23 protein-coding genes and 1 tRNA gene are annotated in these 21726 nt (G+C 34.0%); 15 read left to right on the top strand and 9 right to left on the bottom strand.

Annotated elements, in window-relative coordinates:
- Window positions 1-18: 18 nt before the first annotated feature.
- From C4F50_RS19330 to dnaA, 5 genes are read right to left on the bottom strand one after another with little or no spacing between them, the layout of a single operon-like run.
- On the bottom strand, window positions 19-1146 hold the full coding sequence (locus C4F50_RS19330; protein ID WP_194140310.1) for a methionine aminotransferase: 1128 nt from the start codon (window positions 1144-1146) through the stop codon (window positions 19-21).
- Window positions 1147-1195: 49 nt separating this feature from the next.
- Window positions 1196-1612 carry an energy transducer TonB gene (locus tag C4F50_RS19325; protein ID WP_194140277.1) on the bottom strand — a complete coding sequence of 139 codons (417 nt, stop codon included), beginning with the start codon at window positions 1610-1612 and terminating at the stop codon, window positions 1196-1198.
- Window positions 1613-1630: 18 nt separating this feature from the next.
- Window positions 1631-2344, bottom strand: coding sequence for an SAM-dependent methyltransferase (locus tag C4F50_RS19320; RefSeq protein WP_194140276.1), 714 nt, complete (start codon window positions 2342-2344; stop codon window positions 1631-1633).
- Window positions 2345-2403: 59 nt separating this feature from the next.
- Window positions 2404-2871: a low molecular weight protein-tyrosine-phosphatase gene (locus tag C4F50_RS19315; protein ID WP_194140275.1), complete on the bottom strand. Its 468-nt coding sequence runs from the start codon at window positions 2869-2871 to the stop codon at window positions 2404-2406.
- A gap of 9 nt (window positions 2872-2880) precedes the next feature.
- Window positions 2881-4308, bottom strand: a complete 1428-nt coding sequence (gene dnaA / locus C4F50_RS19310; protein WP_095931847.1) for a chromosomal replication initiator protein DnaA — start codon at window positions 4306-4308, stop codon at window positions 2881-2883.
- 187 nt (window positions 4309-4495) lie between these two features.
- Here dnaA and C4F50_RS19305 point away from each other — a divergent pair, with 187 nt between their 5' ends.
- Window positions 4496-4900, top strand: a complete 405-nt coding sequence (locus tag C4F50_RS19305) for an acyl-CoA thioesterase (RefSeq protein ID WP_194140274.1) — start codon at window positions 4496-4498, stop codon at window positions 4898-4900.
- 31 nt (window positions 4901-4931) lie between these two features.
- Here the strand turns inward: C4F50_RS19305 and C4F50_RS19300 are convergent, their stop codons facing one another.
- Genes C4F50_RS19300 through ribD form a run of 3 tightly spaced genes read right to left on the bottom strand, consistent with a single transcriptional unit; the run spans window position 4932 to window position 7218 of the window.
- A complete protein-coding gene (locus C4F50_RS19300; protein ID WP_194140273.1) occupies window positions 4932-5564 on the bottom strand; it encodes an IMPACT family protein in 633 nt (210 codons plus the stop codon).
- A gap of 9 nt (window positions 5565-5573) precedes the next feature.
- Window positions 5574-6176, bottom strand: a complete 603-nt coding sequence (locus C4F50_RS19295; protein ID WP_194140272.1) for an HAD family hydrolase — start codon at window positions 6174-6176, stop codon at window positions 5574-5576.
- The gene (gene ribD, locus C4F50_RS19290; protein ID WP_194140271.1) at window positions 6169-7218 is read right to left on the bottom strand and encodes a bifunctional diaminohydroxyphosphoribosylaminopyrimidine deaminase/5-amino-6-(5-phosphoribosylamino)uracil reductase RibD; all 1050 of its coding nucleotides are present in this window, start codon (window positions 7216-7218) and stop codon (window positions 6169-6171) included. Before ribD ends, C4F50_RS19295 begins: the two co-directional genes overlap by 8 nt.
- A gap of 131 nt (window positions 7219-7349) precedes the next feature.
- On the opposite strand from ribD, the gene C4F50_RS19285 reads away from it, so the two are divergent.
- From C4F50_RS19285 to prmC, 3 genes are read left to right on the top strand one after another with little or no spacing between them, the layout of a single operon-like run.
- Complete coding sequence (locus C4F50_RS19285) at window positions 7350-7835, top strand: GNAT family N-acetyltransferase (protein WP_194140270.1); 486 nt, start codon at window positions 7350-7352, stop codon at window positions 7833-7835.
- A 3-nt stretch (window positions 7836-7838) separates the two neighbouring features.
- Window positions 7839-8648: an FG-GAP repeat protein gene (locus C4F50_RS19280; RefSeq protein WP_194140269.1), complete on the top strand. Its 810-nt coding sequence runs from the start codon at window positions 7839-7841 to the stop codon at window positions 8646-8648.
- A 36-nt stretch (window positions 8649-8684) separates the two neighbouring features.
- Entirely contained in the window at window positions 8685-9539 is an 855-nt protein-coding gene (gene prmC / locus C4F50_RS19275; RefSeq protein ID WP_194140268.1) for a peptide chain release factor N(5)-glutamine methyltransferase, read from the top strand.
- A 237-nt stretch (window positions 9540-9776) separates the two neighbouring features.
- On the opposite strand, the gene C4F50_RS19270 is transcribed toward prmC, so the two are convergent.
- The gene (locus tag C4F50_RS19270) at window positions 9777-11021 is read right to left on the bottom strand and encodes an ABC transporter permease (protein ID WP_194140267.1); all 1245 of its coding nucleotides are present in this window, start codon (window positions 11019-11021) and stop codon (window positions 9777-9779) included.
- Window positions 11022-11222: 201 nt separating this feature from the next.
- On the opposite strand from C4F50_RS19270, the gene hisS reads away from it, so the two are divergent.
- From hisS to C4F50_RS19215, 11 genes are all read left to right on the top strand, one after another.
- Window positions 11223-12650 (top strand): histidine--tRNA ligase, encoded by a 1428-nt coding sequence (hisS, locus tag C4F50_RS19265; protein WP_194140266.1) that lies wholly within the window; start codon window positions 11223-11225, stop codon window positions 12648-12650.
- 232 nt (window positions 12651-12882) lie between these two features.
- Window positions 12883-12953 (top strand) — tRNA-Trp (locus C4F50_RS19260).
- Between the two features lie 431 nt (window positions 12954-13384).
- Window positions 13385-13963, top strand: a complete 579-nt coding sequence (locus tag C4F50_RS19255; RefSeq protein ID WP_194140265.1) for a nucleotide exchange factor GrpE — start codon at window positions 13385-13387, stop codon at window positions 13961-13963.
- A 61-nt stretch (window positions 13964-14024) separates the two neighbouring features.
- Window positions 14025-15134 (top strand): molecular chaperone DnaJ, encoded by a 1110-nt coding sequence (gene dnaJ / locus C4F50_RS19250; RefSeq protein WP_194140264.1) that lies wholly within the window; start codon window positions 14025-14027, stop codon window positions 15132-15134.
- A gap of 164 nt (window positions 15135-15298) precedes the next feature.
- Window positions 15299-16228, top strand: coding sequence for an ABC transporter ATP-binding protein (locus C4F50_RS19245; protein ID WP_194140263.1), 930 nt, complete (start codon window positions 15299-15301; stop codon window positions 16226-16228).
- 30 nt (window positions 16229-16258) lie between these two features.
- Window positions 16259-17575 carry an ABC transporter permease gene (locus tag C4F50_RS19240; RefSeq protein ID WP_194140262.1) on the top strand — a complete coding sequence of 439 codons (1317 nt, stop codon included), beginning with the start codon at window positions 16259-16261 and terminating at the stop codon, window positions 17573-17575.
- A 202-nt stretch (window positions 17576-17777) separates the two neighbouring features.
- Window positions 17778-18941, top strand: coding sequence for a sigma-54-dependent transcriptional regulator (locus tag C4F50_RS19235; RefSeq protein ID WP_194140261.1), 1164 nt, complete (start codon window positions 17778-17780; stop codon window positions 18939-18941).
- 49 nt (window positions 18942-18990) lie between these two features.
- A complete protein-coding gene (locus C4F50_RS19230) occupies window positions 18991-19659 on the top strand; it encodes a DEAD/DEAH box helicase (RefSeq protein ID WP_194140260.1) in 669 nt (222 codons plus the stop codon).
- Window positions 19660-19846: 187 nt separating this feature from the next.
- Window positions 19847-20557, top strand: a complete 711-nt coding sequence (locus tag C4F50_RS19225; RefSeq protein WP_228012085.1) for an alpha/beta hydrolase — start codon at window positions 19847-19849, stop codon at window positions 20555-20557.
- 28 nt (window positions 20558-20585) lie between these two features.
- Complete coding sequence (locus C4F50_RS19220) at window positions 20586-20804, top strand: putative signal transducing protein (RefSeq protein ID WP_194140258.1); 219 nt, start codon at window positions 20586-20588, stop codon at window positions 20802-20804.
- A 118-nt stretch (window positions 20805-20922) separates the two neighbouring features.
- Window positions 20923-21726 (top strand): Cof-type HAD-IIB family hydrolase, encoded by an 804-nt coding sequence (locus tag C4F50_RS19215; RefSeq protein WP_194140257.1) that lies wholly within the window; start codon window positions 20923-20925, stop codon window positions 21724-21726.

Raw genomic sequence — 21726 nt, 5'->3', positions numbered from 1 at the left:
TATAAAATTTCAAAAAAATTAAATTTCGCTTAATTTTTTTGCGGCAGATTCCAGCGTAAAATTATCTTTGGCAAAGCAAAATCGTATTAAATGCTGGTCTTTATGATCGGAGTAAAAAGTTGAAATTGGAATTGCTGCAACGCCATGATTGAGGATTAAATTTTTGCAGAAACTCACATCATCTTCGTCTGAAATATTGGAGTAAGAAGCAACTTGAAAATAAGTTCCTTCGCAGGGTTTCAATTCAAATCGGCTGTTTTGAAGCAGTTTCTGAAAATAATCTCTTTTTTCCTGATAGAATTTTCCAAGCAAATTTACATCAACAGCATCCAGATATTCGCTTATTGCAAATTGCGAAATGCTGTTTACGCTGAAAACCAAAAACTGATGCACTTTTTTGATTTCTTTCATCAAATGTTCTGGAGCAATTGTATAGCCGATTTTCCAGCCTGTAATATGAAAAGATTTTCCGAAAGAAGAAACCATTACACAGCGATCTAAGAGAAAGTCTTTGGTATGGGCCGAAATATGTTTTTCTTCAAAAGTAATGTATTCGTAAACTTCGTCAGATAAAATGATGATATCTGGATATTTTTCAAGCAGATTTTTTAATTGAATAAAATCATTTTCGGTCAAAATTTTGCCTGTCGGGTTATGGGGATTGTTGATAATCATCATTCTGGTTTTAGCAGAACAAGCTTTTTCAATTCTTTCCCAATTGGGTGTGTAATCATCGTTTAGTGCCACACGGATTGGTTTTGCTTTACAAAGTAAAACGGGAGATTCATAAGAATCGTAACTCGGATCTAAAATAATTACTTCGTCATTTTCTTTAACTAAAGCTAAAATTGAAGTAAAGATTCCCTGCGTCGCGCCGGCTGTAACCAAAAGTTCTAATTCTGGATTTATAGTTCTTTTATAAGAATCTAAAGTCAGTTTTGCAATTTTATTCATTAATGGCGGATAACCGGCCATTGGCGTATATTGATGTACGTTTTCTTTAGATAATCGTGCTAAAATATCCGTTAGTCTTTCATCAACAGGAAAATTAGGAAATCCCTGCGAAAGGTTTATCGCATTGTGTTCGGCTGCCATTTTAGACATTACCGTAAAAATGCTCGTGGTTACGTTTGGGAGTTTACTCATAATTAAAGTCTGGTCATAGAGGAGTAGTTTTTGCAAAAAGTTGAAGATGTTAATTTACAACTATAGGAAGAGCATATAAAACTCTAACTGTTTTGTTTTTTAGTTTTCCAGGAATCCATTTAGGGGATTTTTTCAGAACCCTAATTGCTTCAGCACCTGTTCCGTATCCAAGATCTCTCAAGATTTTTAGATCACTTAAAGTTCCATCTCTCTCGATAATAAATTGAATATATACTTTCCCTTTCAAGTCTTTTTGTGGATTTTTAAAATTGTCTTTTAAAAATTGTTCTAATGCTTCTTGACCACCTGGAAATTCAGGTTTAACTTCGATTCCTGCTGTATTGTAAATTTGATTTTCTTCAATAGCAGCTCTTTCAGCATCGCTAATATATCGTTTAGGTTCTTCAGTTTGTGAAAATCCATTTTGGACAAAACAAATTAAAATTACAATCAAAAACTTTTTCATTTGAGAAGATTTACATATTTACATTTTATGAATAATAAAAATAGTAGGACGTTTATCAATATCAATTTTCAACTTCTTCCAATCTGAAACTTTCAAAGTTTTAATAAATTCTGTTGGTAAAGTAATATCTGTAGCAATACAAAGATGTGTCGATGGATTTAAAATCTGCAAAAGATCTTCAATCAATTTATTGTTTCTGTACGGTGTTTCAATAAAAAGCTGTGACTGGTTTTTATCTTGAGATAATTTTTCAAAATGACGAATTGCCGATTTTTTCTCGTCTTTATCAATTGGTAAATAGCCGTTAAAAGTAAAACTCTGGCCGTTCATTCCAGAAGCCATCATTGCCAATAGGATAGAAGAAGGACCAACCAATGGTACAACCTGAATTCCTTTTTCGTGTGCTAATTTTACAATAACTGCACCAGGATCTGCAACGCCTGGACAGCCGGCTTCACTCATTAAACCCATGTTTTTCCCTTCTAATAAAGGCTTGATAAAGTCTAAATGTTCGCTCGGTTCGGTACGCTTGTTTAAAGTGAATAAAACTAATTCAGATTGTTTTTTTTCTGGATAAACCGCTTTTATAGATTTTCTTGCCGTTTTGTCGTTTTCTACAATATAATGGTCAATAACCTCTATGGTTCTTCTTACAGTCTGCGGTAAAACATCCATCGGATCGCTTTCGCCCATTGTAGTTGGAATAAGATATAGTTTTCCGAAAACTTTCATGTGTATGTGTTTAAATTAAAAAATTCAATTATCTCTTTTTTAGAAACAATTGAATTGTATTAGGAATGTTTTTTAATAAGTTGATCTGCAATTAGATCGGTTACTTCGTCCAGCATTTGATACACGTTGTCAAAACCATTTACGGCGCCATAGTAAGGATCTGGAACATCTACATTTTCATCTGGAAATAATTCGTTCAGAATCATTCGGACTTTGTTTTTGTGTTCTGGAGTTTTGGCTAATTGGGCAACGTCTCTAAAATTCGAACTATCCATTACATAGATATAATCAAATTCATCAAAATCTGCGGCTTTTATTTGTCTGCCTTTTTGTGCGCTGATGTTGATTCCGTTTTTTCGGGCAACTTCAATCGATCGTTTGTCGGGACAATGACCAACATGCCAGGAACCTGTACCGGCAGAATCTACAAAGAATTTATCTTGAGGTAATTTTGAAGCTAAAATTCCTTCGGCTAGGGGAGATCGGCAGATATTCCCTAAACAAACCATTAAAATTTTTATTGGCATGATTCGCGTTTACAGCGTTAGTTTTTTGTTGATGTCTTCGACAAATTTTTTGAATTGTTTGTCAGTAGAAACTAAATTATCAACTGTTTTACAAGCGTGAAGAACAGTTGCGTGATCACGGTCTCCAATTTGTGAACCAATATTTGCTAAAGATGCTTTTGTAAATTTCTTAGCAAAAAACATGGCTAATTGTCTTGCCTGCACAACATGCCTCTTTCGAGTTTTAGACTGCAGGGTTTCAATGTCTAATTGGAAATAATCAGAAACAATTTTCTGTATATAATCGATAGAGATTTCTCTCTTTACGTTTTTAACAAATTTCTCTACAACACTTTTGGCTAATTCGATTGTAACTTCTTTCTTATTGAAAGAAGATTGAGCAATCAACGAAATGATAGCGCCTTCTAATTCTCTTACATTAGATTTGATGTTTCGGGCAACATATTCTAAAATATCTTCTGGCATTTCTACACCATCACGGTATAAAATATTTTTTAAGATGGAAATACGTGTTTCGTAATCAGGCTGATGTAATTCTGCAGACAATCCCCATTTGAAACGAGATAACAATCTTTGTTCGATATCCTGCATGTCAACAGGAGCTTTGTCAGAAGTTAAAATTACTTGTTTTCCGTTTTGGTGTAAGTAATTGAAAATATGAAAGAATACATCCTGAGTTCCCGATTTTCCTGATAAAAACTGAACGTCGTCAATAATTAAAACATCTATTAATTGGTAAAAGTGAATGAAATCATTACGATTGTTCTTTTTGACAGAATCAATATATTGTTGTGTAAAAATCTCTGCAGAAATATATAAAACGGTCTTTTCCGGGTACTTATCTTTTACTTCTACACCTATTGCGTGTGCTAAGTGTGTTTTTCCTAAACCAACTCCTCCAAAAATCAATAACGGATTAAATGAAGTTCCTCCAGGTTTATTGGCAACGGCCATACCCGCAGAACGAGCCAGACGGTTAGAATCTCCTTCAAGGAAATTGTCAAAACTATAGTTCGGATTTAATTGAGATTCAATTTTTAAATTTCGGATTCCAGGAATTACAAACGGATTTTTCAGCTCTGGATTTAAGTTTTTAAACGGAGCGTCAACCTCTTGCGGTTTCATTGGCACTCTATTGGCACTTGGCAGCTGTTCGGTAAACGGCTGTTTATTACCATAAGTGTTTTCCATTTTAATTTTATAGAGTAACTTTGCGTTTTTTCCCAGTTCTTTGGTAAGCGCAACTTTCAGTAATTTTACGTAATGCTCTTCGAGCCATTCGTAGAAAAATTTACTTGGAACTTGAATGTATAATGCGTTATCGGTTAGCTCAACTGATTTGATTGGTTCAAACCAAGTTTTGTATGCTTGATCTTGAATATTATCCTTTATAAAGGACAAACAGTTTTCCCATACCGATTGAGCAGTTTTAGTCATAGATTCAGTTAAATTTTTATATTATTGATAAAGATTCTCCTAATAAAAAAGGAGCGATTTTATTCCTTATTTCGGGATAACAAATATGTGAACAAATTTCTGTAAAAAAAAATATTTTGTCATCTAATTTTATAAAAAAAAGTTGTAAAGGGGCTTTTTAAATTTGAATTTTTTTAATATTTTATCAATGAAAAATCACCAGACTCAAGTAAGAGTTCGTTACTCAGAAACCGACCAAATGGGAGTCGTTTATCACGGAAATTACGTTCCTTATTTTGAAATCGGACGCGTGGAATGGCTTAGAAATAAAGGGGTTTCGTATAAAAGCATGGAAGAAAGCGGTATCGGGCTCCCGATTGTAAATATGAATATTAATTATAAAAAATCGGCTAGATACGATGAACTGTTAACAATTCATACGACTTTCAAAAGCCACTCTTCTGTCAAGATCGAATTTGACTGCGCAATTTATAATGAAGCAAATGAGTTATTAACAACGGCGTCGTTTATTTTAGTATTTGTAGCGTTAAAAACAGGCCGTCCGACAGCTCCGCCAGAATACATTTTGGATATATTTAAATCAATGGAATAATTGTTAAAATAGTTGCTCTTTTTTCGTTAATTTAGATAATTTTAATATCGATTTCGAACATTAAATCAAAAATACTGAACACTGTTTCGGCATTTTTTTTTCGTGTTTTTGTGATAATTTTTCCAATTGGCAGCCCTGAAACTTCATCCATTTCCATTTCCTGAGAAACAATTTCGAGTTTCTTTTCTTTAATTACCCGCATTACTTTATTCATGTTTTTGTAATCAAAAGAAATTAAAAACTCGACATCAATTGTTTTTTCAACAATGGTACAGACTTCCAAAGTCATTTGAGCCGTTGTTCTATAAGCACTTATTAAACCGCCTACACCTAATTTAACTCCTCCAAAAATGCGGACAACCACAATAAGAACGTTTGTCAGTCCAAAAGATTGTATTTGTCCGTAAATAGGTGCGCCTGCCGTATTGCTGGGTTCACCGTCGTCATTTGCACGGTACGAAATGGTATTGCCAACGCCTATTTGATAAGCATAACAATAATGTACTGCATGCGGATGTCTTTTTTTAAGGTCTTCTATAATTGGCTTTACTTCATCTTCAGAAGTTATCGGAAAAGCAAGTCCGAAGAATTTGCTGCCTTTTTCTTTAAACAAGATTTCTTCAGATGCAAAAGCAATAGTTTGATAAGTGTCATTAATTTCCAAAACAGTATTCTATAAAATGTTTTTTTTATAAAGATCCACAACGTCTTCTTTGCCGACTTGAAGATTCCATACTTTAATTCCTAAAGCGGCGGCGCTGTCTGTGTTCTCTTTTTTATCATCAACAAACAAAGTATTTTCTGGAACCAAATTATGTTTGTCTATTAGAAACTGATAAATTTTAGGATCTGGTTTTCTGAGTCCCATATCAAAAGAAAAATATACTTTTTCAAAACATTGATAAAAATCTTCGCAGAATTCAGCACCGCTTTTGGTTTCAAATGTTTCGATATGAATAGAATCCGTATTGCTCAATAAAAACAAACGATATTTTTTGGATAATTCTTGAAGAAACTCCAATCGGTAAAAAGGAAAATCTCCTAAAATTGCATTCCAAGCTTTTAGAATTTCTTCTTTAGAAGCATCTGGAAGATGTTTTTGAAAACCGCCAATAAAATCTTCGGGAGAAATTGCGCCAACTTCAAAGGAAAGGTTCAATTGGTCAAAGTCAGAATGCCATTCTTTCATGCCTAAATTTTGAAATCCAGAAATGGTTCCAGGCTTGTCAAGATTGATGAAAATATCTCCAAAGTCAAAAATTATAGTATCAATCATAATTTCTAATTTGTATTAATTCGTCGGTTAGTATATTGCTTTTTATGCTGTTTGTTCTGGCTAGAATTGGTGCTTTTGTTCCGTTTCTAAAAATGGTTTTTCCGACGAAAATTCGAGCTTCATCCCAAATATTTTCATCAAGAAAAGATTGTAAAGTTTGTCTCCCACCTTCAACAATAATCGATTGAATTTGATTTTGATATAAAGTCTCTAAAATCTGCGGAATTATATTTTGACTAAAATCAATTGCTTCAAACTGCGTATTTTCTGTTGAGGAATTTGTTTTTTTATCAGAGAAAATAAAGGTTTTTAGTGAGTCATCAAAAATGAAACTGTCTTTATTAATTCGATTGTTTCGGTCTAAAGCAATTCTAACTGGGTTGTTGCCGCTCCAGTCTCTCGCGTTAAGTTTTGGATTGTCATCGATCACCGTATTGGTTCCCGCCAAAATAGACTGTTCTTCGGTTCTCCATTTATGAACCAATTGTCGAGAATATACATTAGTAATCCAGATTGGTCTGCGTTCTTGATCGGTTGTTTTTTCTGGAGCCAGAAATCCGTCTTGGCTTTCTGCCCATTTTAAAATAATATAAGGACGCTTTTTTTGATGGAAAGTAAAAAAACGTTTGTTTAATTCGTTGCATTCGTCTTCTAAAATTCCAACCGTAACGTTTACACCAGCTTCGAGTAATTTTTTTATGCCTCTTCCGGCTACTTTTTCATTAGGATCAACAGTTCCTACAACTACATTCGGAATTTTATTGGCAATAATTAAATCGCAGCACGGAGGGGTTTTTCCAAAATGACTGCAAGGTTCCAGACTTACGTATATGGTAGATTTTGCCAGCAGCGATTTGTCTTTTACTGAATGAACAGCATTGACTTCAGCATGTGGTTCGCCGGCTTTTTTGTGCCAGCCTTCTCCAATAATTTTATTTTCGTGTACAATTACGCTGCCAACCATTGGGTTTGGGTACGTAGTTCCAAGTCCGTTTTGAGCAAGCTGTATACAGCGTTTTATGTATTTCTCATGTATATTCACAATGCAAAAGTAATTATTTTTGAAGGTTTTGTCTAATGTTGACAGTTAAGTTGTGAAACAATCCAAATAGTTTTAATTAGGATCAAAAACTATTTTTACTTTTGTATTGATAATGATTTAGAACAAAAAAAATGGTAAATTGGCTTATCAGAGCAATTAAAAAAGAAGATAATCAGGCAGTTGCGAGTTTGATAAGATCGGTTTTTGATGAAATGGAAATTCCTAAAGTGGGAACTGCGTACGCAGATCCATACTTAGATTTGATGTATGAAGAATACAAAAAGCCAAAATCGAGATATTTTGTTGTAGAAAAAGACGGAAGAGTTGTCGGTTGTGCCGGAATTGCACCTTTAGAAAATGGAGATCCAAAGATTTGCGAATTGCAAAAAATGTATTTTCTGCCAGAAACTCGCGGCTTAGGAATTGGTGCTCAAATGATGAAGAAATGTTTGAATGAGGCGAGAGATTTTGGTTTTGAAAAATGTTATATCGAAACTATGCCGTTTATGCATGCTGCTCAAAAGTTGTATCAACGATCTGGTTTTGAATATTTGGATGCGCCATTAGGATGCACGGGGCATAATTCTTGCCCAGTTTGGATGTTGAAGAAAATATAGGCAATGAGAAGCAATATTTGTACGATTATTTTAATTGCAATTCTTTTCTCTTGTAAAAACGTAAAAGAAGAAAAAACGGTAAAAAGTGATGTTGTTTTTAAAGATACACTTAAAGAAATTCAAAAAAGTGAGATTCCAATAAACGAAGAAAAAGGTTTTGTAAATGATTTTGATATTTTATTGCCAGATACCTATGAAACGCATGCTAATGTAAATCTAGCAGCTTCTTTAAATGAAAAATGGATTGATCTGTATCAGAAAGATGGTGAGTATTATTTAGGTGTTCCAAAATTTAAAATAGAAAAAGGAATATCTGATAGTTCTGGTTTTCCTTTAATGTCGATTATGTCTGAAAATGAAACGCTCATTTTTATGGATTTTCCAGAGTTTAAAACAGGTAAAATTAAACACTTAAACATTTCAAAAAGAAAAATTTGGCCTAATGACAAATTAACTTTTAGCTTTAATAATGTAGATTATGTTTTACGTGCTGAAGGGAAAGTTTTATCCGAAGCAAAGACAGTTACAGAGGAAGATGATAAAGAGGCAATCTTTAATGAAATTGCAGATTTCAAACTCTATTTAACTGCTGGTAATATTGCTGAACAGTTGATTTTTGAAGAGGAATCTTTTTGGGAAAATGTATTGGAACTGCTTTTTGTAGGAGATATTGATGGAGATGGAAAATTAGATTTTTTGTTAAAAGCAGATAGAAATAATGAAGATAATAGAGTAGTCTTGTTTCTTTCTTCAAAAGCTGAAAATACAGAAGCTGTAAAAAAAGTATCAGAAATAGAATGGTATCTTGAATGATAAATTAAATTACTATCTAAGTAATAGATATATAAAATGAAAATTAAACAATACCGTACTCAGTTTATTAAAGAATTAGCTCCTTTTTACGATGCGTATGAAGCAGAAAGTTTTTTTTATTTAATACTTGAGGATAAATATAAACTACGTCAAATAGATTTAGCCCTGAATCATGAATTGACTTTTAATGAGGATGATTTTGTGATTTGGAATGGGTTGTTAAAGCAGTTGAAAAACGAAGTTCCGATTCAATATTTATTGGGTAAAACTAGTTTTTACGGTTTAGATTTTGAAGTCAACGAAAATGTTTTGATTCCGAGACCCGAAACAGAAGAATTGGTAGAATGGATTATTAATGAAAATGCCGCTGTTTCTAAATCTAAAAAAATAAAAATTCTGGATATCGGGACAGGAAGCGGCTGTATTGCTGTTTCTCTGGCAAAAAACCTGCCTAACGCAGCTGTTTATGCGATTGATGTTTCTAAAAAAGCAATTGAAACGGCTAAAAGAAATGCTGCCAATAATAATGTTGAAGTTGTTTTTATGCTTAAAAATATCTTAGAATTAGAAATCCTTAAATCCGATTATGATATAATTGTTTCTAATCCGCCTTATGTGCGTAATTTAGAAAAACAAGAAATCAAAAAGAATGTTTTGGATTATGAACCGCATCTGGCACTTTTTGTAGAAGATGATGACGCATTGGTTTTTTACAGGCAGATTGCTTCTTTAGGACAAAAAAATTTGAGTGACAACGGTAAATTATACTTTGAAATCAATCAGTACTTAGGGAAAGAAACGGTCGATTTGTTGGAAAACATGAATTTTAAAGAGGTTGAAATCCGTAAAGATATTTACGATAATGACCGTATGGTTTCGTGTAGAATTTAGTATTCAGTGTTCAGGTTTTTTAGTACTCAGGTATTTAGTATTCAGTGTTCAGGTTTTTTAGTATTCAGTGCTAGGGTTTTTAGTATTCAGTGTTCAGGTATTTAGTATTCAGTTCTAAATATTGTACTGATCACTATAATTTAGTATTAAGTGTTCAGGTATTTAGTATTCAGTCCTAAAATATTGTACTGATCACTATAGTATACTGATCACTAAAAAAAACTGACCACTTAAAAATTACTCATATCGCAAAGCCTCGATTGGATCTAACTTCGATGCTTTGATTGCGGGGTATAGACCTGAAACCAAGGCGACACAAAAACTAGTTGCAAAGGCTGCTAGAATAGCCATCCACGGAATTACAAAAACAAAACTCATGGCAGTTGCAATGGCAAAACCAAGTAAAATCCCCAGTAAAATTCCGATCAAACCTCCAATTTGTCCTATTAGTAAAGTCTCGATAAAAAATTGAAAAGCAACAGTTGATCTTTTGGCTCCTAAAGCTTTTCTAACACCAATTTCGCGGGTACGTTCTGTTACCGACACAATCATGATATTCATTAGTGCAATAGAAGATCCTAAAATGGTAATTACAGAAATAATCCAGGCTGCCCAGCTTAAATATTGTGTAATTCCAAGAATACGGTTGATCAAGTCATCACTTCGCACCACACCAAAATTATTATCACGAACAGGGCTTAATTTGCGTACTCTTCGCATGGTGCTGGTTGCATTGTCAATCGCTTGGTCTAAAACTTCTTTTTTTGAAACCATAACGCTGACAGTATAATTGATGTTGGGTGCGGTAAATAAAGATCTCGCTACCTGAATCGGAATTAAAACCCTTAAATCCTGACTGTTTCCAAATGTTGATCCTTTTTCTTTTAAAACCCCGATTACTTTAAAACGTGCACCGCGAATCGAAATTATTTTGTCAATTGGATTGACATCTTTTAAAAGTCCTTTTTCAAAATCAGAACCAACGATGCAGGAATAGGTATTGTTATCGATGTCAAATTGGTTAAAGCTTCTTCCTAAACTGGTTTCTAAACCTGAGTTGGTAATAAAATGTTCGTCTACACCAACAACTTTAATTTCAGGATCTGTTTTTTGACCTAAATATTTAACTTCAGCTGTTGAAGTCGCTGTAAACGAAAGAGAAGTCTCGGTAAAAGGATATTTGTATTTAGTCTTGAAAGCCACGGCTTCTGGATACGAAATAATTGGATTAATTACTTCCCGCTCGTTTCCACCACGATTTCGGATTTTATTTTCGTATTGATTAATGTTAAAGGTATTGGCTCCCATCGAAGCAAAATCGTTCGAAATAGTATTGTCAAGAGCCGAAACAACCGTTAAGATTCCGACCAAAGCCGTAATCCCAATTGCAATAATTAAAACCGTAAGAATAGTGCGCAGCAATTGGGTTTTGATAGAACCAAAAGCAATTCGGATATTTTCTTTAAATAATTTTAGCATCATGACCAATTTGTCACGAAAATACGTTTTTTGTTACAAGTTTGTTTTCCAAGTGTTACTATTTATTTTAAAAAGTAAGATATTTGCAGGCGATTTAGCATTCGCAGAAAATCAAAAAATAAAATAAGTAATGTCAAAGTGTTTTTAGAAATTAGAATTTACAGGAAATCTAAAATCTAAAATCAGAAATCTAAAATAAAAAAGATGGCTTCAAAACCAAGAATACCAAAAGGGACTAGAGATTTTTCACCAGCAGAGGTGTCAAAACGTCAATATATTATTCAAACCATAAAAAGTAATTTTGAGAAATTCGGTTTTCAGCCAATCGAAACACCTTCGTTTGAAAATTCAGATACTTTGATGGGGAAATATGGTGAAGAAGGAGATCGTTTGATTTTTAAAATATTGAATTCAGGTAATTTTTTCTACGATAGCAAAAAAATCGAATTACCAGAATCAATCGCAGAATTACAATTATATCCTGCTGATAAGATCACTTTAGAACAAAGAATTGAACTGAATCAATTTACAGGAAAAATTTCTGAAAAAGCATTGCGTTACGATTTGACAGTTCCGTTTGCAAGATACGTTGTACAGCACCAAAGCGAAATTGAATTTCCTTTTAAAAGATATCAAATTCAACCGGTTTGGAGGGCAGATAATCCGCAAAAAGGACGTTTTAGAGAATTTTTTCAGTGCGATGCCGATGTTGTAGGTTCAAAGTCATTATGGCAGGAAGTAGAATTGGTACAGTTGTACGATACTGTTTTTACCTCTTTAGGTTTAGAAGGCGTAACTATTAAAATCAACAACCGTAAAATTTTATCTGGAATTGCAGAAGTAATCGGAGCTTCAGATAAATTAATTGATTTTACAGTGGCGCTGGATAAACTGGATAAAATCGGTGAAGACGGCGTTAAAAAAGAAATGATCGAAAAAGGTATTGCTGAAAGTGCTTTGGTAAAAGTACAGCCGCTTTTTAGTTTCTCTGGAACCTTTGCAGATAAAATCGAACAGCTTTCAAACATGTTAGCTTCATCAGAAGAAGGAATGAAAGGTGTGGAAGAGCTTAAATTTATATGTGACAATGTGGCAACTCTAGGTTTGTCAACAGCGACTTTAGATTTAGATGTTACTCTGGCACGCGGATTAAATTATTATACAGGAGCTATTTTTGAAGTGGCAGCGCCAAAAACGGTTGCAATGGGTTCTATTGGAGGCGGTGGCAGATACGACGATTTGACGGGTATTTTTGGATTGAAAAATATGAGTGGTGTCGGAATCTCTTTCGGGTTGGATAGAATTTATTTGGTTCTTGAAGAATTACAGTTATTTCCTGAAACAGTTGCGGCAACTTCTAAAGCATTGTTTTTAAACTATGGAGATAAAGAAGCTTTGTACGCGTCAAAAGCAATTCAGAAATTAAGAGCAGAAAATATAAAAGTAGAATTGTATCCCGATAATGTAAAACTGGGTAAACAATTTCAATATGCAGATAAACGATTGATTCCGTTTGCAGTTATTGCAGGGGATCAGGAAATTGCGTCTAATTCTTATGCACTTAAAAATCTGGTTTCTGGCGAACAGGTTACAGTTGATTTCGAAGGATTGAAAAATGCTTTGTTAGCATAATTGAATGGTAAAGTGTTTTGCCACAGATTAAAAGGATTATTTGGGTTTCTATTTCTCATATATATTACAAAAATCTTTATTAAATCTGCGTGAAACAAAAAAGTGTAGGTAACTATTTGAAGCAAAGCTTTTTGTTTAAGATTCCGCAGATTTAAAGGGTTTTCTTTTAAAATCTCTGCATAAAATAGTTGCCAGAGAAGAAAAAAAACTTTTAATTTGCCAACCTTAAGTTACGGGCGTAGTTCAAGGGTAGAATAGCGGTCTCCAAAACCGTTGATGGGGGTTCGAATCCCTCCGCCCGTGCACTATTTTTATTTAAGAATACAAAAAAAGAAGTTCGCAAAGCTAAATCAATACAAAGCTTTTCGAACTTTGTTTTTTATAAAAGGTTAAGGAGAAAAAACGTTGCGTTCTTTGCGGTAATTTTAAAAAAAAAAGACATAAAAAAAAGCTTCGTCTGAATTTCTGGCGAAGCTTTTTTTAATATAAGGTAAACTTGAATTAATAATTATTTTTATAGCCTGAGGCTAACCCTTAAATTCAATTTTAGATGATAATGATTTAGTTGTTGTTTGACTTCAAATTTACAGTAAACTAAAACGTAATAGTCTTAAAATTATACTAAATTTTTCAGACGTAAAAATAAATTTTAATTCGCTCATTTTTAATAAAGTGACAATTTGACATTTTATTACATTTGGCAGTACTTTTGCAATCCAAAAGAAAGAATAAAAATGAAGTTTAAAAATATTTTTAAAAATAAAAGTAATATGACTACGGAAAATACAGAATTCGATCAAGAATTAGACGATGTAACGTTAGAGAATAACGCCAATGGAGAGCAATTAATTGTTGAAGAATTAAGTGTTGAAGAGCAATTAGCACAAGACTTAGCCAAAGAAAAAGACAAGTTTTTAAGATTATTTGCCGAATTCGAAAATTACAAAAAAAGAACTTCGAAAGAACGTATCGATTTATTTAAAACAGCCAATCAAGAAGTTTTGTTAGCAATGCTTCCTGTTTTAGATGATTTTGACAGAGCTGCTGTAGAAATCAATAAATCTGACGATGAAAATTTGAAAAAAGGCGTTGAGTTAATTCACGAAAAACTAAAAAGCACTTTAATGGCTAAAGGTTTGGAGCAAGTTGACGTAAAAGCTGGTGATGCTTTTGATGCTGATTTTGCTGAAGCAATTACACAAATCCCTGCGCCTTCAGATAAATTGAAAGGTAAAATCGTTGATGTGATTGAAAAAGGATACAAATTAGGTGATAAAATTATTCGTTATCCTAAAGTTGTAACTGGAAACTAAAAGGCAAGTAAAAATTTCAATTGCTTTTTTGGAATTTTAAAATTTGGAATTAACCTAAATTATGAAAAAAGATTTTTACGAAATACTTGGCATTTCAAAGAATGCTGATGCTGCTGAAATTAAAAAAGCGTATAGAAAAAGTGCGCTGAAATATCACCCTGATAAAAATCCAGGCGACAAAGAGGCAGAAGAAAACTTCAAATTGGCAGCAGAAGCTTATGAAGTTTTAAGCGATCCGCAAAAGAAAGCTAAATACGATCAATACGGACATCAGGCATTTGATGGTTCTGGCGGATTTGGCGGTGGTCACGGCGGTATGAATATGGATGACATTTTCAGCCAGTTTGGTGATATTTTTGGAGGCGGATTTGGTGGTTTCGGAGGCGGAGGCGGAGGCCCTCGTCGTGCAAAAGGAAGCAATCTTCGAATTAAAGTAAAATTGACTTTGGAAGAAATTGCAAATGGTGTAGAGAAAAAAGTTAAAGTAAAACGTAAAGTTCAGGCCAAAGGCGTAACCTACAAAACCTGTACGACTTGTAACGGTCAAGGGCAGGTAATGCGTGTAACCAATACTATTTTGGGAAGAATGCAGTCTGCGTCAACTTGTCCGACTTGTGGTGGTTCTGGACAGATTTTAGATAAAAGACCTTCTGAAGCAGATGCACAAGGAATGGTACAGGAAGACGAAACGGTATCAATCAAAATTCCTGCTGGTGTTGCTGACGGAATGCAGTTAAAAGTTTCTAACAAAGGAAATGATGCGCCAGGAAACAGTATTCCTGGAGATTTAATTGTGGCGATCGAAGAAATTGAACACGAGTTTTTGAAACGTGAAGGAGAAAATGTTCACTTTGATTTGTACATCAGTTTTCCTGAAGCTGTTTTAGGAGTTTCTAAAGATATTGATGCGATCAACGGAAAAGTTCGTATCAAACTGGAAGAAGGAATTCAGTCTGGAAAAATCTTAAGATTAAAAGGAAAAGGAATTCCAAGTTTAAATGGTTACGGAAGTGGTGATTTATTAGTTCACGTAAATGTTTGGACTCCAAAAACTTTGAACAAAGAACAAAAACAATTTTTTGAAAATGCTTTAAATGATGAGCATTTTGTTCCAAGTCCAGAAAAATCAGAAAAATCATTTTTTGAAAAAGTAAAAGACATGTTTTCATAACTGGAACTTTTTTGAAATGTTTAAATAAAAATGAAAACCCATTCTAATGTAAATTTTAGGATGGGTTTTTTGCTTATTCATACTTAGAATAGCATTGAATTAATTATTTTTACATCCGCGCTGTGCGCAAAGGTCAATTTGACATAGAAAATCGATAAAAATACATGAGCAACTTATTAGAAGTACATAAAGTCGTAAAAAAATACGGTGATTATGTAGCGCTTAACGAAGTTTCATTAAATGTGCCAAAAGGGAGCATTTATGGGCTTTTAGGTCCAAATGGAGCTGGAAAAACTTCCCTTATTAGAATCATCAACCAAATTACAATGCCGGATAGCGGTGAAGTAATTTTGGATGGAGAAAAACTGCAGCCCAAACATGTACAGACTATCGGATATCTGCCAGAAGAAAGAGGGTTATACAGTACCATGAAAGTTGGGGAACAGTGTTTGTATCTCGCGCAGATGAAAGGACTTTCTAAAGCCGAAGCCAAAAAACAACTCGATTATTGGTTTGACCGTCTAGGAATTCAGGGCTGGTGGAACAAGAAAATTCAGGAACTTTCTAAAGGAATGGCGCAGAAAATTCAGTTTGTGGTCTGCGTGCTGCATAAACCTAAATTACTGATTTTAGACGAACCCTTTTCCGGTTTTGATCCTGTAAACGCCAATGTGATCAAAGACGAGATCTTAGCCTTAAAAGAGCAGGGATCAACGATTATTTTTTCTACTCATAGAATGGAAAGTGTTGAGGAACTTTGTGATCATATTTCATTGATTCATAAATCGAATAAATTAATTGAAGGGAAAGTTGGGGATGTAAAACGACAATTTAGAACTAATAGTTTTGAAGTCGGAATTTTAACCAATAATGTCGAAGGTTTAATGTTTGACATTACCCAAAAGTTTACAGTTTCGCCGGCTAATTTTAAATCACTGAATGATGATTTGAAATTGAATATCCAAATCGGAAATGCTGCTCCAAATGAATTGTTGAATATCCTGACACAACGCGGGCAAGTAACCCATTTTGTAGAGAAAATCCCGAGTATCAATGATATTTTTATTCAGACAGTAACCGAAAATAAAATCTAAAGTCAACAATCTAAAATCTAAAATAAAGAAATGAATATTATTTCATTAATTATAAAAAGAGAGTTTATCGCAAAGGTTCGTAATAAATCTTTTGTGGTCATGACTTTTTTAAGTCCGCTGCTTTTTGTGGCGGTGGCCTTTTTTATTGGATATTTAAGTTCGATGAAAGCTGAAACCAAACGAATTGCAATTCACGATGAAACGGGTTTATTTGCCAGTGACTTTTTGAAAGAGAATAAAAAAGGAGGCGAATATCGATATCTTAATTTATCTGAGATCAGTGTCAGTGCCTTAAAAGACAGTATTGCCAAAGAGAATTTTAGCGGGTTACTCGTAATTCCTAAAACGGACTCGGAAAAAGAACTGGAATCTAAAATTGAATTTATTTCTAATAACAGTCCGAGTATTTCTTTTATCGAAAATACGCAGGACGTTATTGCTTCAAAAATTACTAAAATAAATTTAGAGAAAGCAAAACTAGATACTTTGGCCATAGAGAAAGCACAGGCTGCTGTGAATATTCATTTAGCCAAAGCTTCTGGAGAAGAAAGTTTAAAGGGATTAAACGAAATAAAAATCGGAATCGGCGGCGCGTTTGGATACCTGATTATGATGTTTATTATCATTTACGGAAACATGGTAATGCGAAGCGTAATTGAAGAAAAAACAAACCGTATTATCGAAATCATTATTTCGTCTGTAAAACCATTTGATTTAATGATCGGAAAAATTGTAGGAACTTCACTTGCCGGCATACTTCAATTTATGATTTGGGCGATTATAGGTTTGGGATTAATGTTTGCCGCATCTGCATTTTTTGGTGTCAATGTCGGACCGACAGCGAGAATTTCGCCAGAACTGATGCAGTCGGCGCAACAAGAACTTTCGGGAACGGCACAAATGTATATAGCCGAACTATGGAATCTGCCTATTTTGAGTATCATCATTGGCTTTGTAGTTTATTTTATAGGCGGTTACTTTTTGTACAGTTCGTTTTACGCAGCAATTGGAGCGGCGGTTGACAATCAAACCGATTCACAGCAATTTTTACTGCCAATCATAATGCCGCTTATTTTAAGCGTCTATATCGGATTTTTTACAGTTGTTAATGATCCGCACGGAAGCGTTGCGGTTATATTCTCGATGATTCCGCTTACATCACCAATTGTTATGCTGATGCGTATTCCGTTTGGAGTGCCGTGGTGGCAAATTGCAATTTCGGTATCATTATTGTTTGCAACGTTTTTCCTTGTGGTTTGGTTCGCTGCAAAAATTTACCGAGTAGGTATCTTAATGTACGGCAAAAAACCAACGTGGAAAGAATTGTATAAGTGGCTCAAGTACTAGCTTTTTAAAGTTGCAAAGGTTCTGAGTGACAAAGGTTCAAAGGTTTTTTTTGAATTTTGTAACTTAGAAATGAACAGCTCAAAAGTATACTAGGACTTAAAAAAAAGATATTACGAATAACAGTTTGAAAGGAATTAATAGTGACAAAGATTTGAAACTTTGTGCCTCTGAACCTTTGCAACTTTGAACCTTAGAAAAAAAAATGAGTAAAATCCTAATTATAGAAGACGAAGCGGCGATCAGGAGAGTTTTGGTAAAAATTTTATCAGAAGAAAATGATTCTTATCAAGTAGATGAGGCCGAAGATGGTGCGGCTGGACTTGAAAAAATTAAAAACAACGATTACGATTTGGTTTTGTGCGATATTAAAATGCCAAAATTAGATGGAGTTGAGGTTTTAGAAGAAGTGAAAAAAATCAAACCAGAGATTCCGATGGTGATGATTTCCGGACACGGAGATATGGAAACGGCGATTCATACCATGCGTTTGGGGGCATTTGATTATATCTCGAAACCGCCAGATTTAAACCGTCTTTTGAATACAGTTCGTAATGCTTTAGACAAAAAACAACTGGTTGTTGAAAACAAAATCCTAAAGAAAAAAGTCAGTAAAAATTACGAAATGATCGGGGAGAGTGAGTCAATCAATCATATAAAAGTAATGATTGATAAGGTTGCACCAACCGAGGCGAGAGTTTTGATTACAGGTCCAAACGGAACTGGAAAGGAATTAGTAGCACATCAATTACATGAAAAAAGCGAACGTGCTAATTTTCCTTTAATTGAAGTAAACTGTGCAGCGATTCCAAGCGAATTGATCGAAAGTGAATTATTCGGACACGTAAAAGGAGCTTTTACATCGGCTGTTAAAGACCGAGCAGGAAAGTTTGAAGCGGCAGACAAAGGAACTATTTTCTTAGATGAAATTGGAGACATGAGTCTTTCGGCGCAAGCCAAAGTATTACGCGCCTTGCAGGAAAGCATGATTACTCGTGTTGGTGCCGATAAAGATATTAAAGTAGATGTTCGTGTTGTGGCAGCGACCAATAAAGATTTAAAAACAGAAATTGCCGAAGGCCGTTTCCGTGAAGATTTGTACCATAGATTGGCAGTAATTTTAATTAAAGTACCGCCGTTGAACGAAAGACGTGATGATATCCCAGCTTTGATTTCGCATTTTGCAGAAAAAATAGCTTCAGAACAAGGAAATGCAGTTAAAGGTTTTTCGGCACAAGCGATAACATTATTGCAGGAATACGATTGGACAGGAAATATTCGTGAACTTCGTAATGTGGTTGAAAGATTGATTATTCTTGGCGGCAGCGAAATCTCTGAAACTGATGTCAAAATGTTTGCAAGCAAATAATGATTTAGTTTTCAATCAGAAATCTAAAATCTAAATTCTAAAATTAGAAATGAAACTAAAAAAAATAAACGAAAAGCTGCAGGACGGCTTAATTGAAAATGGTTTAACAGAAGCAAATGCTTTGCAGTTAGAGACTTTTTCAACTATTAAAAGTGGTGCAGACTGTATCATTATTTCGCCAGAAGGAACTGGAAAAACAACGACTATTGTCTTAAATGTGATTCAGCAATTGGCTGGAAAAACAGAAGAGTCACCTCGTGCTTTGATTATTGTAGAAGATAAGCCGAAGGTTTTGGAAATGGTAGAACTTTTCAATAAATACGGTAAATATACTAATCTCGAAGTTTACGGCGTGAATGAAAAAGGGGATATGGATTATGATAAAAACTATATTTCGACAGGAATTGATGTTTTAATTGGAACACCAGTCAAATTAAACGATATGTTTACAACGGCTGGTTATAATGTAAACCGCCTAAAAATGCTGATTCTGGATGATGCCGATCCAATTTTGAAATTGCGCAACGAAACAAAAATCATGCGGATTTCTAACAGTATCGCCAAAGTACAGCGTATTATTTTTGCTGAAGAATTGACAGAACGTGTCGAAATCCTGGCAGATAAAATGCTGATCGAACCTTATCTTTTTGATATGGATGAAGAAGGTGAAGAAGAACTGGATGAGGAGGAAGAAGATATTGAAGAAGAAGAAGAGTAATTGTAAATTGATCTAAATTTTTCGGTCTCAGTTTTTAGTAGTAATACTGAAAACTGAGACTTAAAATTTTATAGTAGAAAATATGGAGGTTTTTAAAACGCTTAAATTTTTGATAATTATTCTCTTGTGTACTTTCCTTGTGATTTATATTTTGATTATCTCATATGTCTATTTTAATCAGGTTGGAATGGTTTTTCAAAGTACCGCACTTCCAAAAGATTATAAATTTGATTACGTTCAGAACTTTGAAGAATTAAATATAAAATCGTTCGACGAAACGAACCTTAATGGTCTTCTTTTTAAAGCAGAAAATTCCAAAGGACTCATTTTTTATCTTCATGGAAATGCCGGAACGCTCGAAACTTGGGGGAAAATTGCTAAAGTATACACCAGTTTAGGATATGATATTTTTATTTTGGATTACAGGAGTTTTGGAAAAAGCGAAGGAAAAATTGAAAATGAAGAGCAGTTGAATAAAGATATTGCTGTAGTATATAAAGAGTTAAAAAAACGCTATGCCGAAAATAGCATCATAATTACGGGATATTCTATTGGCTCAGGTTTGGCGGCAATTTTGGCATCAGAAAACAATCCAAAAGCATTGATTCTGCAGTCGCCTTACTACAGTTTTACAGAATTGTCGGGGACAAGAGTTCGGTTTTTTCCAAATTTCATGAAAAAATTTCAGATGGAAACGTATCGATATCTTCCAAAAGTTAAAGCGCCAATTTATATTTTTCATGGTAAAGAAGATCATTTGATTCCGTACGATAATGCTGTTCGTTTAAATACGGCTTTAAATCAAAAAGCACATCTTTATTTACTCGAAAATCAAGAGCACATTGGGATGAATGAAAATGGTGTTTTTCAAAAACAGCTTAGTATAATTTTAAAATAAAGAATAAATAATAATAAAACATAATGTTATGGGATTAATGAAGGTATTTTCAGGAAGTGAAGTATTAGCAATTGCTTTGCAGGAAAGATTAGAAGAAGCAGGGGTTGACACAGTAAAAAAAGACAATATTCAATCGGCAAGATTAGGCGGGTTTGGCGGCACAGATTTAGCAGTTGAATTGTTTATTCAGGAGACAGATTATGCAAAAGCAAATCCTGTTGTAGAACAGTTTAGAATGAGTATTTAAAAAGTGTTCAGTGGTCAGGATTTTAGTTTGCAGTCTGAGAAAATATTTTCTTCAAAGAGTAAAAACTAAGTTTAAAACTGAACACTAAAAAAACTGAACACTGAAAACTAAAAAAAAAATGCAATACAAAATGATTGTGCTCGACATGGATGATACCTTGTTGACAGACGACCACAAAATTTCAGATTTAAATAAAAAAGTACTTTTAGAAGCGCAGGCAAAAGGTGTTTATGTAGTTTTGGCTTCAGGAAGACCCACTATTGCGATGACTTCTTACGCCAAAGAATTAGAATTGGATCTAAACGATTCGTATATGCTTTCGTTTAACGGAGCCATAATAAGCCGTGTAAAAGATGATTTGGTTTTGTTTGAACAGAAATTAACAGTGGAACAAATTCATGACTTATACGACTACAGTGTTAAAATGAATACGCATATTATCACGTATTTGGATAATGAAATAATCAGCGAAACTGATTCTGAATATATCGAAATCGAAAAAGAGATAACCGGCATGGTGCATCGCAAGGTTTCGAGTTTTAAAGCGTATGTGGACAGACCCGCTGTAAAGTGTATTTTACTGCAGGATCCTGAATATTTGAAAACGGTTGAAAAAGACCTGATTGATTTTATGCCTCATTTGAGTGTTTCAACATCCAAGCCTTTTTTCCTGGAAGTTGCCCAATTAGGAATTGATAAAGCGGCCAGTTTAAAACTTTTGGCAGAAAAGCTGGGAATTCATCAAAGTGAAATTATCGCTGTTGGAAACGCAGGAAATGACTTAACAATGATCGAATACGCAGGATTGGGGGTTTGGGTTGATAATGTTACGCCAGAATTGCGTGATAAAGCAGATTTAATTGTATCTTCAAATAATAATGATGGAGTTGCTGAGGTTGTACAGCGTTTTATTTTAAATTAA

The organism is Flavobacterium hungaricum, from assembly GCF_015182285.1.
GTDB lineage: Bacteria > Bacteroidota > Bacteroidia > Flavobacteriales > Flavobacteriaceae > Flavobacterium > Flavobacterium hungaricum.
The sequence above is the reverse complement of the archived record's forward strand: the minus strand, read 5'-3'. Positions and strand labels throughout refer to the sequence as shown.